This window comes from Xanthomonas sp. LF07-6 (assembly GCF_034105445.1).
In the GTDB taxonomy this organism is placed as follows: domain Bacteria; phylum Pseudomonadota; class Gammaproteobacteria; order Xanthomonadales; family Xanthomonadaceae; genus Xanthomonas_A; species Xanthomonas_A sontii.
Window position 1 is genome coordinate 59,416 of sequence record NZ_JAXGGI010000003.1, and the last position, 15,978, is coordinate 75,393.

Sequence of the window (15,978 nt, forward strand, 5' to 3'; positions counted from 1 at the left end):
GCCAGGCCCGCGCGCGCGGGTCTGGCCCACTGCGGTACCGCGTCGCCCGATGGCGACGCATGGCGCGTGGCAGGCGATTGCTGTCGCGCGTCCTTGGCGGGGATCCGCGCTCGCCCCACGTTCTTCGTTGGAGCCAGGCCGGCGGCGCACCGCTGCGGCGACCGACCGCGTCATGCAAGGCCGCGGGATTCTGACAGCCCGCGCTGATACGATCCGCGCCATCGGGCGAGCACACGGCTGCAGCGCCGCATTTCGAGGCGTACATGCTGTACCTGGCCATCCCCGCAGTACTCCTGTTGTTGATCGTCTTCCTGGCACTGCAGCCTCCGCTGGAGCTGCGGCTGCAGCGTGCGCTGCAGCAGGCAGGGCAGGGCGACCTGCGACGCTTGCGTGCACTTGCCAGGAAATCGGTGGGCGATGCCGCCTATGCGCTGTTTCTGCAGCTGGACGCCAACGGCGAGCAGGCCGCGGCACTGGCGGCACTGAAGCGTGCGGTCTATGCCCGCACCTGGCTGGACATCCGTGGCTGCAGCGTGGCCATGCGCGCGTACGGCCGCCGTCGCTTCCTGGGCGTGGGCACCATCCCGGACCATGCCGCGCTGCTGGCCGAATGGAGCCACCCCGGCTGGTGCTCGGGTGCCGGCTGGGAACCCGAACTGGCCTGGATCCAGGCCTGCGGCCCGGAGCCGTGCCGGGATCTGGCGCGCGCCTGGTATTGGCTGTGCCTGGCCGATGCGCGCACGCAGGAGGGGATGGGCGAGATCCGGTCCGTGGAACTGGCGCAGCAGGTGCGGGAGCATCTGGGCCCGTTGGTGCCGGCATCGGTGCGCCAGGCGATGCAGGAGCAGGCGACGGAGACTGCGTGCCGCGACTTCGTGTCCGGCAGATAAGGCGGGCGGAGCGACTCGGCCCGGTACCGGGCACCGGCCTGCAATGGCTGTCGCGGCAGGTCCCATCACAGCGCGGTGCGGACGCGGCATGCAACTGCCGCGGATTGGCCGCTGCCTCGGCTGCAAGCGCGTGCCGCCGGTTCGCCGCCGCGCGCCGGTCATGGCGCCCCGGGTATGATCGGGGCCATGAATGCTTCCGTCCTGCCGTCCTCGCCCCGCATCTGTTTCCTCGCCAGCGTCGCGCCGGAGGCGCAGCACGCGCGCACTCAACTGGTCGGGCGCTACGGCGATTGCGAGCCGGCCGACGCCGATGTGCTGTGCGCGCTCGGCGGCGACGGCTTCATGCTGCAGACCCTGCATCGCCACGGCAGCCTGGGCAAGCCGGTGTTCGGCATGAAGCTGGGCACGGTCGGCTTCCTGATGAACCAGTTCCGCGACGACGACCTGGTCGCGCGCCTGGCCCTGGCCGAGCCGGCCAAGCTGCGCCCGCTGGAAATGCTGGCGCAGACCGAATCCGGCGCCACCACCGGCTCGCTGGCCTACAACGAGGTCTCGCTGCTGCGGCAGACCCGTCAGGCCGCGCACGTGAGCATCGATCTCAACGGCCAGACCCGGGTCGATGAACTGATCTGCGATGGCGTGCTGGTGTCGACCCCGGCCGGCAGCACCGCCTACAACTCCTCCGCGCACGGACCGATCCTGCCGCTGGGCTCGCACACCCTGGCGCTGACCCCGATCGCGCCGTACCGGCCGCGGCGCTGGCGCGGCGCGATCCTCAAGGCCGACATCGAGGTGCGCTTCCGCGTGCTGGACCCGTACAAGCGCCCGGTCAGCGTCACCGCCGACTCGCACGAGACCCGCGACGTGGTCGAAGTCACCATCCGCGAATCCCGCGACCGCCTGGTCACCCTGCTGTTCGATCCGGAGCACAATCTGGAGGAGCGGATCTTGAGCGAGCAATTTATGGTGTAGGGGCGGGGAGTGGGGAATCGGGAATGGGGAATCGCAAGAGCGGTTTCCTGACAATTCCCTTTCCCTGGATAACTTCCACGCCCGCAAACCGCTTTTCCCTATTCCCCATTCCCGATTCCCCACTCACAGCCCAAAATGTCCGACAACTCCCCCCGTCTGCTCACCGTCGCGGTCACCTCGCGCGCCCTGTTCGATCTGGAAGAGGGCCATGCCCTGTTCGAGCGGGAGGGGGTGGAGGCGTACAGCGCGTATCAGCGCGAGCGCGAGGACGATGTGCTGGCGCCCGGGGTGGCGTTTCCGGTGGTGCGCAAGCTGTTGGCGCTGAACCAGGGCACGCCGCCGGAGACGCCGCCGGTGGAGGTGATCCTGCTGTCGCGCAATTCCGCCGATACCGGGTTGCGCATCTTCAACTCGATCCAGCACTACGGGCTGGGCATCGTCCGCGCCACCTTCACCTCCGGCGAGGCGACCTGGCCCTACGTCAAGCCGTTCGGCACCGATCTGTTCCTCTCGGCCAACCCGGAGTCGGTGCGGCGCGCGCTCAGCCACGGCATCGCCGCGGCGACCATCCTGCCCAAGCCGCCCGGCGAGCATGCGCAGGAAGCCGCCGCCGCCGCCGGCGCGATCGATGCCGACCGCCTGTCCACCCAGCTGCGCATCGCCTTCGACGGCGATGCGGTGATCTTCGGCGACGAGGGCGAGCGCTTCTCGCGCGAGCAGGGCGTGGAGGCGTTCGGTCGCTACGAACGCGAGAACGCGCGCGAGCCGCTGACTGGCGGGCCGTTCCGTAATTTCCTGTCGGCGCTGCACGCGCTGCAGTCCGCGTTCCCGGCCGGCGAGGCATCGCCGATCCGCACCGCGCTGGTCACTGCGCGCTCGGCACCGGCGCACGAGCGGGTGATCCGCACCCTGCGCGAATGGGGCGTGCGCCTGGACGAGGCGCTGTTCCTCGGCGGCCGCCACAAGGGGCCGTTCCTGCAGGCCTTCGGCGCGGACATCTTCTTCGACGATTCGCAGCACAACATCGACAGCGCCGCCCGCGAGCGCGTCGCCGCCGGGCATGTGCCGCACGGGGTCGCCAACGACATCGCCAAGCCGTGAGCGCGGCGCCCGGCGGCGGCCGCTGGGCCGCGCTGCGCCGCCTGCTGCGGCAGGGAGCGGGCGTGCCCGCCGACCTGCGTCCCGGGCGGCCTTACGTGCGCCACGGCTGGCGCTACACCAGCCTGCAGTTCAAGGGCGAGGTGACCCAGAGCCGCATGTACACCTGGTGGCCGGACGTGCTGCAGGTGGGCTACACCCGCAGCATGCTCGGCGCACTGTTGCTGCGCCCGGACCCGCGGCGGATCGGCATCGTCGGCCTCGGCGGCGGTTCGCAGGCCAAGTTCTGCTATCGGCACCTGCCGCAGGCGCGGATCGAGGCGATCGAGGCCGACGCCGACGTGCTGGCCCTGCGCGCGGCCTTCCGCATCCCGGACGACGATGCGCGCTTCGAGGCCGTGCACGGCGACGGCGCGCGGTTGCTGCGGCAACGGCGCGATCGCTACGACCTGCTGCTGCTCGACGCCTACGACGCCGACGGCATCCCGGCCGCGCTGCTCAGCCGCGGCTTCTACGAAGACTGCCACGCGGCGCTGGCGCCGGGCGGGGTGCTGGCGGTGAACCTGTACGACACCGACACCCGCCGCCACCTGGCGCATCTGCGCGCGCTGTTCGGCGGCCGCGTGCTGCGCCTGGACGAGCCACAGATGGACAACCATGTGGTGCTCGCCTGGACCGGTGCGCTGCCGGCGCTGGACGCGCACGCGGCCCTGGCACGCCTGCCGTGGTCGGCGCGTTGGCAACTGCGCACGCCGTTGCGGCGCGTGCAGCAGGCGCTGGCGGGCAGGACGGGGCCGGACGGGGTGCGTTAGCCGGGGCTGCGCTGTCGGGGGATGGCTGCGTCGGCCAGACGGTTCAGTCCACGCCATGCCGCCGCCGGTGCAAGCACGACCGGGGGAGACAATGCATGCGGTCCCGGGCGACACCACGCGCCAGGACGATGGCAAGTCGCCCTACAACGGCAACAGGATGTTGCTGAGCTTCCAGTGCAGGCCCTCGCGAGTGAACACGAACGGCACGGCGGTGCCGTCGGCGGTATGCACGGTGGCGACGAAGCGCGTGGTCGATTCGAAGCGGTGCTCGGCTTGGCGCAGCGGTTGTGGCGGGCGCGGCGCGGCGTAGGTATCGCCGCCAACGGTGTCGCCGCTGGCGCGTTTCCACAGCGCGTCGCCCTGCATCAGCGCGCCGATGCCGGTCGGGGTGACCATCGCATCCACGCTCATGCCGCCGAGGCCGCCGGCCAGCGACAGCAGCGCCCCGCCGAACAGGCTGGACTGCAGGTCGGGGCCGGCGCGGCGCACCAGCGCATCGTCCACCTGGGCCTTGAGGTTGACCCGCAGCGTGGGAAAGTCGACGTAGCGCTCCAGTGCCGCCGCATCGCGCTCGCGCAACGCCTGGTCGATGCCGCGGATGGCCAGGTACGGCCCAGCGACGACGTAGCCGCCGAGGGCGAGCAGGGCGAGGAACAGCAAGGCCAGCCATTTCTTCATCGCATGTCTCCTTGCGTGTGGGCATTCTGCAGGACCGGATTAGCCGCGACGCGTGACCGGGAATGCCTGTCGCCGCTGAAGCAGCTCCGACGGGGAAGCACTGCCGTTCTAGAACTCCAGGTCCAGCGCCGCGCACAGATAGTCCACGAACGGGCCCAGCGTCTGCAGGTCGGCGGCGACCTGCGTGCGCAGCCGCGGGCCGGTCATGGTCGCGTCGTCGAGCTGGCGCCAGAACACCCAGTTCTTGTGCTTGAGGTCGTCGATGCACTCGAAGTCGGCCGGGAAGCCGCGCGGCGGGCGCACCAGCATCTCGCTTTCCTCGAAATCGAAGCGGCGGCGCAGCGCCGGCGCATGCGCGGCGGCCTTCCAGCTGCCGGGGTTGTCGAAGATGAACTGGCGCACCTTGCGCTGCGTGTCCGGTTCCGGATGCCACAGCCCGGCGCCGACGAAGCTCTCGCCCGGCTGCAGGTGGATGTAGAACGACGGCGCCGGCACCTGCTTGCGCCGCTCGTGGAACAGGCGCGCACCCTGCCAGGTCTTGTACGGCGACTTGTCGTGGGAGAAGCGCGCGTCGCGGTGGATGCGGAACAGCGAGCCGCCGACGCCGCGCGGGTCGGCGCGGAAATGCTCGCTGACCTGGGCCAGGTCCGGCTGCAGGTCGGTGATCAGGCGCAGGAACGGCTGGCGCACGTGTTCTTCGTACTTGTGCCGGTTGTCGTTGAACCAGGCCTTGTCGTTGTGCCGCGCCAGGGCACGCAGGAACTTGAAGCTGGCGTCGCTGAAATAGCTGGTCATAGGCTGCGTTGCAGGTCGTGGCCCCAGGCGGCCAACTGGTCGAGCAGGGCTTGCTTGGTAGCATCCTGCGGGTGAGCCAGGCGTAAACCGGCCAGTTCCGCGTAGAAGGCGTCGAAGCTCAGTTCGGACAGGCCGCTGTCCTGCTGCAGGCGCTGTCGCCGGTAGTCGTCCCAGCGCGCCTGTTCGGCGATGGACAGGCTCTGCGGCCAGTTGCGCGCGCGGTAGCGGAACAGCAGCTCGGGCAGGCGCGGATCGCGGAACTGGCCTTCCAGCGCGGCCAGTTGCGCCGGCGGGGTGGCGCGGACCTGGGCCATCGTGCGCTTGTCGCCATCGGCCAGGAAGCCGTCGTACAACGAGGCGTCGACATCGGCCGGCACCGCGGCGCGCTCGCTGGCGAACACCCGCCGCACCTTCTCCGCCAGCGCCGGGCCGGCCTCGCGCAGGCGCTCTGCCTTGGCCAGCAGTTGCGCGGGGTCCAGCCGCAGCCGGGCGAAATCCGCTTCGCGCAGGTGCGCCCAGGCGACCAGTGCGGGCGCCTTGTTCAGATGCACTTCCTTGAGCGGGATACGCTGTTCGCCCTCGGGCAGGTCGGCCTGCGGGGTGTACAGGCGGTCGGCGATCTGTTCCGGCGTATAGCGCAGCAGCGGCTCGATGTCGCCTTCCAGGTCGAACACCAGCACCCGGCTGTCGATGCGCGGATGCCGCGCCAGCGGCAGCACCGGCGCCGCGCACAGGCGCGCGGCCGGATAGCGCATCGACACGTGCAGCACCGGTTGCATCGCCACCGCGTCGAGCAGGCTGCCGCAGAAGCGCTTGTCGCGCAGCTTCAGCGCGTACTCCCACAGCCGCGGCTGGCTGCGGCGAAAGTGCCGGGCCATGCCGATGGTGGCATAGACGTCGGACAGCGCCTCGTGCGCATCGCCATCGCGCACGCCGTTGGCCAATGCCAGTTGCTCCAGCTTGAACGAGGTGGCGCCGTCCTCGCGCTGCGGCCAGACGATGCCCTCCGGGCGCAGCGCGTGCATCAGCCGCAGCATGTCCAGCAGGTCCCAGCGCGAGTTGCCGTTGCGCCATTCGCGTTCGTAGGGATCGTAGAAGTTGCGGAACAGGCCGTGGCGCACGAACTCGTCGTCGAAACGCAGCGAGTTGTAGCCCAGCGTGCAGGTCTGCGGCCGCGCCATCTGCTCGGCGATGCGCGCGAACGCCTCGGCTTCGCTCACGCCCTCGCGCAAGGCCTGCTGCGGGGCGATGCCGGTGATGAGGGTGGCGACCGGCGAGGGCAGCAGGTCGTCGGCCGGTTTGACGAAGAAACTGATCGGCTCCTCGATCACGTTGAGTTCGGCATCGGTGCGCACCGCGGCGAACTGCGCGATGCGCGTGCGCCGCGGATCGGCGCCGAAGGTTTCCAGGTCGTAGAAGAGGAAGCTGTCGGGCATAACGAATCGAATGGTGCGAGGCAGGCGAGTCTAGGAGCGTGGGGATGCTTGTAGGAGCGGGTGTCCGGATAGGCTACGCCGGTTCAATGCGCCCCCTCCAGCGGTGCCAGCCGTGCGTGCACGATGCGCTCCAGCCAGCTCCAGTCGATCCGCGACAGATCGCTGTGGCCCTGCGTGGCCTGGACCAGGATGTCGCGCTGCACTTCGCTGCGTTCCAGCGCCTGCGCGTACGGCGTGCGCAGGAAGGTGACCATGGTGTAGTGCGGCACGAAGCGGGTCGGATGCCGCGCCTGCAGGGCCTGGCCGAGTTCGCGCTGCAGCAGGAAGCCGGCGTCGCCGACGCGGTCGCGCATTTCCACGTAGTTCTCCAGCGCCATCTGCTGGATCGCGCCGGCATTGGGCTTGCGCTCGGCCTCGAAGGCGGCATACGCGCGCGCCAGGTCCGGCTCGCGCTGCAGGTGCGCGGCCAGCGCGGCGCAATCCTCGAACGCGCAGTTCATGCCTTGCCCGTGGAACGGCACCATCGCGTGCGCGGCGTCGCCCAGCAGCACCGCGCGGCCGCCCAGGTGCCAGCGCTCCAGGCGCAGCGTGCCGAGCAGGCCCGGCGGGTGCTGCTCCCAGTGCTCGGCCAGTTGCGGCATCAGCGGCAGCGCATCGGCGAAATCGCGCGCGAACAGCGCCAGCGCCTCCTCGCCGTTGCGCACGGTGGCGAAGCTGGGCTCGCCCTTGTTGGGCAGGAACAGGGTGACGGTGAAAGTGCCTTCGTGGTTGGGCAGGGCGATGCACATGTAGTGCCCGCGCGGCCAGATATGCAGGGCGTTGGCTTCGATGCGGAAGCCGCCGTCGGCGCCGGGCGGGATCTCCAGTTCCTTGTACGAGTGGTCGAGGAACTCGATGTGCTCGGCCATCGGCGCCTTGCGCTGCATCGCCGCGCGCAGCGCCGAGCCGGCGCCGTCGGCGCCGATCATGCTGTCGAAGCGGATGTCGTGCGGCTGGTCGTCGCGGTCGTCGATGAAACGCGCATGGCCGGCATCGAAATCCACCGTGTGCAGGCGCCGGTAGAAGTGGATGCGCGCACCGGCCTGCTCGGCCAGCTGCAACAGGGTGATGTTGAGATCGTTGCGGTGGACCGACCAGATCACCTCGCTGTCGTCGCGGCCATAGCGCTGCAGCTGCTGGTGGCCGTCGGCGAAATGCACCATGCGCCCGCGCATCATCACCGCCTTGGCCATCACCGCGGCATCGGCGCCGGCCTGGCGCAGCACGTGCAGGCCGCGTTCGGCCAGGGCCAGGTTGATCGAGCGGCCGCGCTCGTAATCGTGCACGCGCGGGTCGCCACGACGCTCGTAGACGGTGACCTGCCAGCCCTGGCGCGAGAGCAGGATGGCGAGCAGGGAGCCGGCCAGGCCGGCGCCGATCAGGGTGATGCTGCGGGGGGATGCGTTCAATGCGGTGTCCGGAAGGCGCGGCAGGCCGCCGCGCGAAGAAGGCGGCTCAGACGCCGGCCCAGGTTTCCACTTCCTCGACGAAGCGGTAGACGTCGCGGTAGCGGTTGTACAGCGGCACCGGGCTGATCCGGATCACGTCCGGCTCGCGCCAGTCGCCGAGCACGCCGACCGATTGCAGGTACTCGAACAGGGCGCGACCGCGCTCCCGCCCGCCGGCCACGCGCAGCGACAACTGGCAGCCGCGTTGCGCCGGGTCGGACGGGGTGATGATCTGCAGGGTGTCGGCCAGGCGGGCGCGGATCAGCGTCTCCAGGTAGCCGGTCAGTTGCTGCGATTTCTGCCGCAGCGCGTCCAGCCCGGCACGCTCGAACAGGTCCAGCGAGGCGCGCAGCGGGGCCATGCTCAGGATCGGCGGATTGCTCAGCTGCCAGCCGTCGGCACCGGGCGCGGCGACGAATTCGGGCGCCATGCGGAAACGGGTGCGCTTGTCGTGGCCCCACCACCCGGCGAAGCGCGGGGTGTCGCCGTGGCCGTGGCGTTCGTGCACGAAGGCGCCGGCGACCGCGCCGGGGCCGGCGTTGAGATATTTGTAGTGGCACCACACCGCGAAGTCCGGCGCGGCATCGTGCAGGTGCAGCGGCACGTTGCCGATGGCGTGGGCCAGGTCGAAGCCGACCGCGGCGCCGGCCGCGCGCGCCAGCCGCACCACCGCGGCCAGGTCGAAGGCCTGGCCGGTGCGGTACTGCACGCCCGGCCACAGCACCAGCGCCAGGCGCGGGCCGTGCTCGGCGATGGCGCGCTCGATCGCCGCCAGCGACACGGTGCCATCAACGCCGTCGGGCTGCACTTCGATCAGGTCGGTGGTCGGGTCGAAGCCGTGGAAACGGATCTGCGAGGCCACCGCATGCTGATCGGAGGGGAACGCGCCGGCCTCGATCAGGATCGCCGGGCGCTCGCGGGTGGGCCGGTAGAAGCTGACCATGAGCAGGTGCAGGTTCACCGTCAGCGTGTTCATCGCCACCACTTCGTGCGGGTGCGCGCCGACCAGGCGCGCCAGCGGCGCGGCCAGCAGTTCGTGGTAGGTCATCCACTGGGTGTCGCCGTTGAAATGGCCTTCCACCGCCAGCGACGACCACTTGTCCAGCACCTCCTGCACCGCGGCGCGCGCGCCGCGCGGCTGCAGGCCCAGCGAGTTGCCGACGAAATAGGCCTGGTCGGCGCCCTGGTGCTGCGGGAACAGGAACTCCTGGCGCAGGGCCCGCAGCGGATCGGCGGCGTCGAGGGCGATGGCGTGCTGGCGGGACAGGATCTCGTTCATCGGCATTGGATTCCGGGAAGCAGGGCGAGAGTCTAGAGCGTGTGGGACGACGGGAGGTGAGTGCATGGCATGGCGCGGGGCACGGCCGCGTGGACCTCTGCAACAGCGAATGCGCGGCCGGCGCGAGGCGACGGCGCGTTCATCCGCTGCGGCGCGCGGTCACCTGCGGTTGTTCCTTGGCGGCCGCGGCAGCCGGCAACAAGGCGCTGCGGACCAGGTGGGTCAGGGTGCCGACGCTGTCGGCGACGCGGTCGCTGGTGTCGGCCAGCGCGGGCAGCGCGCCGCCGTCGCTGCCGTCCTGCGGCTGCGCGGCCAGCGCCTCGGCCAGGCGCCGCTCGTCCGCGCGCAGGCTGGCCTGCGCCGGCGGCGTGCCGCTGCGCAGGCTTTCGGCCAGTTCGGTCAGTGCGGCATGCGCCTGTTGCCGGAACTGCTGCAGTTCCGGCAACGGCGGCAGCGGCGGCGCATCGCGCAGCACCGCCTCCAGCGCCAGCGAGGCGCGGATCAGCCGGTTGCCGTTGGCCAGCACCGATTCGGCCAGGGTCAGTTCGCGCAGGTTGCGCTTGCGCCGCGGCTCGCCGCGCAGGCGTTCGATCGAGGCCTGCGCGTTGGTGCGCGCGGTGCGCGAGGCCGCGCGGGTGTCCGGCAGCGCCTGCAGGCGGCCTTCCAGCACCGCATCGAGATGGTCGCGGTAGGCGAGCAGCAACTGCGCCAGGATCGCGCGGATGTGCTTGCGTTCCCAGGTCGGCCACAGCGCGTAGGCCGCCAGCGCCAGCGCGCTGCCGAGCACGGTGGCCTGGATGCGCTCGCCGATCGCCTCGCCCGGGGCCATGCCCTCGAACGACAGCAGCAGCACCAGCATGCCGGTCAGGCAGGCCACGCCGAGCCCGTAGTTGACCTGGGTCAGCAGGCGGAACCCCAGGCAGAACACGGTCAGCAACAGCAGCCGCACCACCGCCCCGTCCATCACGAAGTGCGCCAGCACGGTGGCCAGCAGCAGCCCGCCGAAGGTGCCGGCCACGCGCAGCGCGCCGAAGCTGAGGGTGCCGCCGAAATCCGGCTTCAGCACGATCGCCGTGGTCATCGGGATCCAGTAGCCGTGCGGGATCGCCTGCCAGCGGGCGAACAGCACCGCCAGCGCCAGGCACACGCCGCAGCGCAGCGCGTGGCGGAACGCCACCGAGGACAGCTTCAGATTCGCCCGCAAGGTCTGCAGCGGCGCCAGCGGACGCAGCGCCGCCGGCAACTGCGCCTCGGCCAGTTCGGCCTGGATCTCGCCGCGGCTGCTGGCCCAGCGGCCATTGCGCGCCAGCGCGCGCAGCTGGCCGCCCAGGCCCTGCGCACGGGCCACGGCGATGCGCAGCAGGCGGCGTTCGCGGGTGTCTTCGGTCTGCGACTGCACTTGCGCCAGCGCATCCACCAGATCGTCGAATCCGGTCATCGAGGCGGTGGCCGCGTCTGGGTCCTCGGCGCTGTCCAGCGCGTGCGCGAGCTGGTCCAGCACCACCGCGCTGCGTTCGAGCACGCGTTCGATCGGCAGCCGCGCGGGCGATCCTGCGTCCAGGCGTCCGTGCAGGTCGGCCAGGGTCAGCAGCTCCAGCCGCGCGCGTTCGCACAGCTCGGCGATGACCCGGAACGCCTGCACCGCACGTCCGCGCGAGCGGTGCTCGCCGTGCAGCATCACCATCGCCTCGAGCACCGCCTCGGTGGCCGGCGGTGCGGCGGTCGCGCCGGGTCGCTGGCGGGCGATGCCGGCCAGTTGCCGCATCAGGTCGGCCAGGGCGAAGCGTTCCGGGCGGTAGCGCTGTAGCGGCCAGGCGGCCAGCGCCATCAGCATCTGCAGCACGCCGCCGGCGAAGATCAGCGTGGCCACGCCGACGCTCTGCAGTGGCGGCAGGCGCACGTCGGCGCTGACCACCAGCAGGATCATGCTGGTCAGCCCGACCCGCGCCGCCACCGGGCCCAGCGCCACCAGCAGGCCGCCGCCGAGGCCGAGCAGCAGCGCGCTCAGCGCCAGCGCCACGGTGTGCGCGCCGATCAGCATGCCCAGCAGCGCGGCCACGCCTGCCGCCAGCGCGGCCATCAGCATGCGCTGCATCCGCGCCCGGTACGGGCCGGGCTGGTCGGAGAACATGGTGTTGAGCGCGCCGGTGGACACCGCCAGGCCCAGCTCGGCATGGCCGGCGGCCACGCCCAGCGCCAGCGGCGCGACCACCGCCGCGGTGTTGCGCAGGGCCACGCGCACCGGCACGTCGCGCGGCTTGAGCGCGATCAGGCTGCGCAGCATCGCGAGCCGGAACGGCGCGGGGGCAGGGCGGTCACGGCGCGTCGGCCGCCGGCCGCGGATGCACGTGGCCGCAGCGGGCGCAGGTGCGCAGCGATTCGGAGGCGTAGAAGCGCGCGAACACCGGCGGGAAGTCGGTCTCGATGTCCTGCAGCGGGAAGTAGGCTTCGTACAGCAGGTGGTTGCAGCGCTCGCAGAACCACAGCAGGCCGTCCTGCTCGTGCGGCAGGCGCCGCCGCTCGATCACCAGGCCCACCGAGTTCGCGCCGCGCTGCGGCGAGTGCGGCACCTTCGGCGGCAGCAGGAAGGTCTCGCCGGCGCGGATCGGGATCTCGCGCACCGCGCCGTCTTCCTGGATCTTCAGCACCATCTCGCCTTCGAGCTGGTAGAACCACTCCGGGCCTTCGTCGTAGTGGTAGTCGCTGCGCGCGTTCGGCCCGCCGACCACCATCACGATGAAGTCGCCGGCGTGGATGCACTTGTTGCCCACCGGCGGCTTCAGCAGGTGCCGGTGGGCGTCGATCCAGGCGTGCAGGTTGAGCGGGCCGGGGAGCATGCGGATCCTTGATCGAGATGGCGGAGCGGCGCGCCGCTCAGCGGTCCTCGCGGTCCTGGCTGATGCGCGCCAGGGCGGCATCGTAGCGCGGCGCCAGGTCGTCGATGCGGTCAAGTTCCATGCCCAGGTCGTGCACGCGGCCGTCGCGCAGGCTGTAGACCCAGCCGTGCACGGTCAGTTCCTGGCCGCGCGCCCAGGCGTCGAGCACGATCGAAGTGCGGCTGACGTTGACCACCTGCTCGAGCACGTTGAGCTCGCACAGGCGCGCATGCTGCACGTTGAGGTCGCCGGCCTGCTGCAGGCAGTGCTCGTGCTTCTCGGCCACGTCGGTGACGTGGCGGATCCAGTTGTCGACCAGGCCCAGCCGCGCACGGGTCAGGCCCGCGTGCACGCCGCCGCAGCCGTAGTGGCCGACCACCAGGATGTGCCGCACCTTCAGCACCTCGACCGCGAACTGGATCACCGACAGGCAGTTCAGGTCGGTGTGCACGACCACGTTGGCGATGTTGCGGTGGACGAACACCTCGCCCGGCGCCATGTCGATGATCTGGTTCGCCGGCACCCGCGAGTCGGAGCAGCCGATCCACAGGTACTCCGGGGTCTGCTGCTTGGACAGGCGGCTGAAGAACTCCGGATCCTCGCGGTTGATGCGTTCGGACCAGGAGCGGTTGTTGTCCAGCAGTTGTTCGATTTTGCTCATAGCCCGGCATTATTCCAGAAGCCCGCGGCCGGTGCGCGGCGCGCGCCGACGCCGCTGCCCGGATCGCGGGGATCCGCATGCACACGGCGTCTCAGTGCGCAGCCGCCGCCGGATCGGGCTTTTGCCGATCCCGCCGATGCGGCGCGCTGCGCAGACTTCCTCCACGCCCACACCGGGCATCAGCGGAGGATCCCATGGCCGACTTCAACGCGTTCTTTCCGACCCTGCTCAAGCACGAGGGCGGCTTCGTCAACGATCCGGTGGATCCGGGCGGCGCCACCAACAAGGGCATCACCCTGGCGACGTTTCGCTTGTACGCCAAGAGCCTGCTGCAACTGGAACCGACCCTGGACAACCTGCGCGCGCTCACCGATGCGCAGGCCGGGGTGATCTACAAGACCTGCTACTGGAATGCGGTGCACGGCGACGAGATCGCGCTGCAGCCGCTGGCCAACATCCTGTTCGACTTCCAGGTCAACGCCGGCAACAACGCCATCAAGCTGCTGCAGCGCGTGCTCAACGCGCAGGCGCCGGCGCTGCAGCTGCCGGAGGACGGCAAGTTCGGCCCGGCCACCCTGGCGGCGCTGAAGGCCGCCGATCAGCGCGATCTGTACGCACGCTACAAGCAGGGCCGGCGCGACTACTACCAGCGCCTGGTCGCGGCCAGGCCGCCGCTGGGCAAGTTCCTCAAGGGCTGGCTGGCGCGCACCGACTCCTTTCCCGACCTGAGCTGAGCGCGCGCGCGGCAAGCGCCGCCGATCCGCTGCCGTCGCCGACGGCGGCCTTCTTTCTCCAGGAGCGACCATGGCTGGACCGACCGCATTGAACGACCTGATCGAAGCGCTGGCCGGCGCCGTGATCGAGGCGCAGGACCGCATCGAGCAGCACCAGATGGCCAACCTCGGCGATTACTTCGACGAGTTCCACCGGCCCAAGAGCGTGATCATCCGCCTGCCGTCGCAGCACCCGCAGGCCGCCGAAGGCGACGAGGACTACTACCGCGCGCCGCTGCTGCCGCTGGTCTCGACCAACGTGCTGCGGATCAAGGACGTGGAGATCAGCTTCGATGCGCAGCTCGGCGACCTCGGCGGCCTGCAGTCGGCCGACGGCTTCTTCGCGCCGGAGTCGCCCGGCCCGCGCGGTGCCTGGCAGGCCAAGCGCACCGCCACCCGTTCCAGCGTGCGCGTGGATACCAGCGCCAGCGCGCGGAGCCAGCGCCAGAGTGCCGTCCACGTCGTGTTGCGCGTGGAGGGGACCGAACCGACTGACGGAGCGGCCAGATTGCTGAACCATCTGGCGCAGACGCAGGGCGTGTTCAAGACGGTCATGGCCGACAAGCCGGACGTCGCGGGCACGGACGATGTAACCAATCCCACCAACTGAAGGAGTCACTGCAATGGCTGACGAACTCGTCAATATGTCAAGTCAATTCAAGGGTCTGCCGATGGGCGACCTGATCGGCGGCCCGCTCGATGCGGCCTGCGACGCGCAGGTCAAGCTGGCCCGCGCCACCGCCGATTTCATCCGCGTCATCGGCTTCCTGCCGCCGGACAACCCCGACCCGAAGAATCCGCAGGCAACCGGCGCCACCCGTACCGCCAGCTTCCGCTTCAAGCGGCCGGTCGACGACCCGGACAAGGCCGGCGGCATCGCCGAGGAGGAGGTCGAGCTGGAAGTGCCGCTGCTGGCCATCGTCAACGTGCCCAGCCTGAGCATCCAGACCGTGGACATCACCTTCGACATGGAAGTGAAGTCGTCCTTCTCCTCGAAGGAGAAGACCGATGCCTCGGCGTCGATGTCGGCGGACGTGGAATACGGCTTCGGCCTGTTCAAGGCCAAGGTGCATATCCAGGGCTCGGTCTCCACCAGCAAGGAGAACACGCGCAGCTCGGACAACTCGGCCAAGTACCACGTCTCGGTGCATGCCGCGGACAAGGGACCGCCGGAAGGTCTGGCGCGGGTGCTGGACATCCTGCAGACCTCGGTGGCGCCGCGCAAGATCGGCAAGCCCGAGCCGGTTCCCGCGTAAGTCCATAGCGGTCCGTTGAACCATCTCGTCGGGGGACTCGTCAACGATGTTCGACCTTACTGAAGTCAAGTTCGTCAAGCGGGTCGTGGTCGGCAGCGACAACCCGACGCAGATGCAATCGCCCGAGCAGATCGAAGCCGCGCGGGCCTTGCTCAACCGCTGCCTGAGCGATTCGCCGAAGGGCGCGATCATCGGCACCGAGAAGAATTTCGCCGTGCTGCAGATCGGCGAGCACCAGGTGGTGATGCAGTGGCTGTGCTACCACGTCGGCTTCCCGCGCAAGCCTGGCTGGATGAAGGACGACTGATGGCCAGCCTGCGCTGCGAGTTCGACCTGCTGCTGCAGGGGCTGTCGGCGGCCCTGCTGGATGCGCAGCGGCGCTGCCGCGCGCGTCACGCACAGGCCTTGCGCGCCTGCTTCGGCGCTGGCGAGACCCTGCCGGTGGCGACGGACGCGGCCGAGCCGCCGTCGCTGCAGATCCCGTTGTGGGAGCTGCGCGCCTGGCAATTGCCGCAGATCGGCGAACTGGCCCTGGCCTTCGACGTCGAACTGGACGTGGAGGAGGTGCCGGACGAGGCGCCGCGCCTGCTGCTGCAGGTGTTGCCGCGCCGGCCGCGGCGGCCCGGGCACCGCCTGCAGATCCTGTTCCGCGGCACCCACACCCCGGTCGGCGAGGTGCTGTTCGACGGTCAGCGGCTGAAGCTGTGGCAGCTGTCCGATGCGCCCGCCCCGCACGATCCCGCCCAGGAGACCGCACATGCGTAGACACGGCTTCATCCTGTCCCGGCACGACACCGACCTGTGGTGCCGAGAACTGCACATCGACCTGCGCTCGCTGGCCCGCGCGCAGCGGCTGCGCCGGCGTCGACGCCGGGCGCTGTGGCTGCTTGCCGTACTGTGCCTGGTGGCGGCCGTGGTGGCGCTGCTCTGGTTCGGTCTGTCCTGACCGTGCCCATCGTTTCCTT

18 protein-coding genes are annotated in these 15,978 nt (G+C 70.4%); 10 read left to right on the forward strand and 8 right to left on the reverse strand.

What is annotated here, in order from left to right:
* The first annotated feature begins 263 nt into the window (after positions 1-263).
* The 4 genes from SLW56_RS07630 (at position 264) to SLW56_RS07645 (ending at position 3,772) form a co-directional block, all read left to right on the forward strand.
* Positions 264-890 (forward strand): hypothetical protein, encoded by a 627-nt coding sequence (locus SLW56_RS07630; protein ID WP_267100416.1) that lies wholly within the window; start codon positions 264-266, stop codon positions 888-890.
* Positions 891-1,091: 201 nt separating this feature from the next.
* Positions 1,092-1,862: an NAD kinase gene (locus SLW56_RS07635; RefSeq protein ID WP_026143327.1), complete on the forward strand. Its 771-nt coding sequence runs from the start codon at positions 1,092-1,094 to the stop codon at positions 1,860-1,862.
* A gap of 135 nt (positions 1,863-1,997) precedes the next feature.
* Positions 1,998-2,963 carry a 5'-nucleotidase gene (locus SLW56_RS07640; RefSeq protein ID WP_017907609.1) on the forward strand — a complete coding sequence of 322 codons (966 nt, stop codon included), beginning with the start codon at positions 1,998-2,000 and terminating at the stop codon, positions 2,961-2,963.
* Positions 2,960-3,772, forward strand: a complete 813-nt coding sequence (locus SLW56_RS07645; RefSeq protein WP_320694604.1) for a fused MFS/spermidine synthase — start codon at positions 2,960-2,962, stop codon at positions 3,770-3,772. The genes SLW56_RS07640 and SLW56_RS07645 overlap by 4 nt, the downstream gene beginning before the upstream one ends.
* A 141-nt stretch (positions 3,773-3,913) precedes the next feature.
* Here SLW56_RS07645 and SLW56_RS07650 read toward each other — a convergent pair whose 3' ends face one another.
* The 8 genes from SLW56_RS07650 to can all read right to left on the reverse strand — a co-directional run bounded on the left by SLW56_RS07650 (position 3,914) and on the right by can (position 12,984).
* A complete protein-coding gene (locus tag SLW56_RS07650) occupies positions 3,914-4,450 on the reverse strand; it encodes a DUF2939 domain-containing protein (RefSeq protein WP_267100414.1) in 537 nt (178 codons plus the stop codon).
* A 108-nt stretch (positions 4,451-4,558) separates the two neighbouring features.
* Positions 4,559-5,245: a DUF2461 domain-containing protein gene (locus SLW56_RS07655; RefSeq protein ID WP_017908451.1), complete on the reverse strand. Its 687-nt coding sequence runs from the start codon at positions 5,243-5,245 to the stop codon at positions 4,559-4,561.
* Positions 5,242-6,681 carry an exodeoxyribonuclease I gene (gene sbcB / locus SLW56_RS07660; protein WP_267111941.1) on the reverse strand — a complete coding sequence of 480 codons (1,440 nt, stop codon included), beginning with the start codon at positions 6,679-6,681 and terminating at the stop codon, positions 5,242-5,244. Before sbcB ends, SLW56_RS07655 begins: the two co-directional genes overlap by 4 nt.
* An 83-nt stretch (positions 6,682-6,764) precedes the next feature.
* Positions 6,765-8,129 (reverse strand): NAD(P)/FAD-dependent oxidoreductase, encoded by a 1,365-nt coding sequence (locus SLW56_RS07665; protein ID WP_320694605.1) that lies wholly within the window; start codon positions 8,127-8,129, stop codon positions 6,765-6,767.
* Between the two features lie 46 nt (positions 8,130-8,175).
* A complete protein-coding gene (gene kynU / locus SLW56_RS07670; protein ID WP_267103687.1) occupies positions 8,176-9,447 on the reverse strand; it encodes a kynureninase in 1,272 nt (423 codons plus the stop codon).
* A 139-nt stretch (positions 9,448-9,586) separates the two neighbouring features.
* Positions 9,587-11,731, reverse strand: coding sequence for an FUSC family protein (locus tag SLW56_RS07675; RefSeq protein ID WP_152182601.1), 2,145 nt, complete (start codon positions 11,729-11,731; stop codon positions 9,587-9,589).
* Between the two features lie 31 nt (positions 11,732-11,762).
* Positions 11,763-12,284: a 3-hydroxyanthranilate 3,4-dioxygenase gene (locus tag SLW56_RS07680; protein ID WP_152236454.1), complete on the reverse strand. Its 522-nt coding sequence runs from the start codon at positions 12,282-12,284 to the stop codon at positions 11,763-11,765.
* A gap of 37 nt (positions 12,285-12,321) precedes the next feature.
* Positions 12,322-12,984, reverse strand: a complete 663-nt coding sequence (can, locus tag SLW56_RS07685; protein ID WP_017910923.1) for a carbonate dehydratase — start codon at positions 12,982-12,984, stop codon at positions 12,322-12,324.
* Positions 12,985-13,178: 194 nt separating this feature from the next.
* On the opposite strand from can, the gene SLW56_RS07690 reads away from it, so the two are divergent.
* The 6 genes from SLW56_RS07690 (at position 13,179) to SLW56_RS07715 (ending at position 15,959) form a co-directional block, all read left to right on the forward strand.
* Positions 13,179-13,718, forward strand: coding sequence for a glycosyl hydrolase 108 family protein (locus tag SLW56_RS07690; protein ID WP_295963032.1), 540 nt, complete (start codon positions 13,179-13,181; stop codon positions 13,716-13,718).
* A gap of 70 nt (positions 13,719-13,788) precedes the next feature.
* Positions 13,789-14,367, forward strand: a complete 579-nt coding sequence (locus tag SLW56_RS07695) for a DUF2589 domain-containing protein (RefSeq protein ID WP_173003349.1) — start codon at positions 13,789-13,791, stop codon at positions 14,365-14,367.
* Positions 14,368-14,380: 13 nt separating this feature from the next.
* Positions 14,381-15,013: a DUF2589 domain-containing protein gene (locus SLW56_RS07700; RefSeq protein ID WP_026143450.1), complete on the forward strand. Its 633-nt coding sequence runs from the start codon at positions 14,381-14,383 to the stop codon at positions 15,011-15,013.
* Positions 15,014-15,059: 46 nt separating this feature from the next.
* Positions 15,060-15,320 (forward strand): hypothetical protein, encoded by a 261-nt coding sequence (locus SLW56_RS07705; RefSeq protein WP_017910927.1) that lies wholly within the window; start codon positions 15,060-15,062, stop codon positions 15,318-15,320.
* Positions 15,320-15,778 carry a hypothetical protein gene (locus SLW56_RS07710; protein ID WP_148828591.1) on the forward strand — a complete coding sequence of 153 codons (459 nt, stop codon included), beginning with the start codon at positions 15,320-15,322 and terminating at the stop codon, positions 15,776-15,778. The genes SLW56_RS07705 and SLW56_RS07710 overlap by 1 nt, the downstream gene beginning before the upstream one ends.
* Complete coding sequence (locus tag SLW56_RS07715) at positions 15,771-15,959, forward strand: hypothetical protein (protein WP_017910929.1); 189 nt, start codon at positions 15,771-15,773, stop codon at positions 15,957-15,959. The genes SLW56_RS07710 and SLW56_RS07715 overlap by 8 nt, the downstream gene beginning before the upstream one ends.
* Positions 15,960-15,978: the final 19 nt, after the last annotated feature.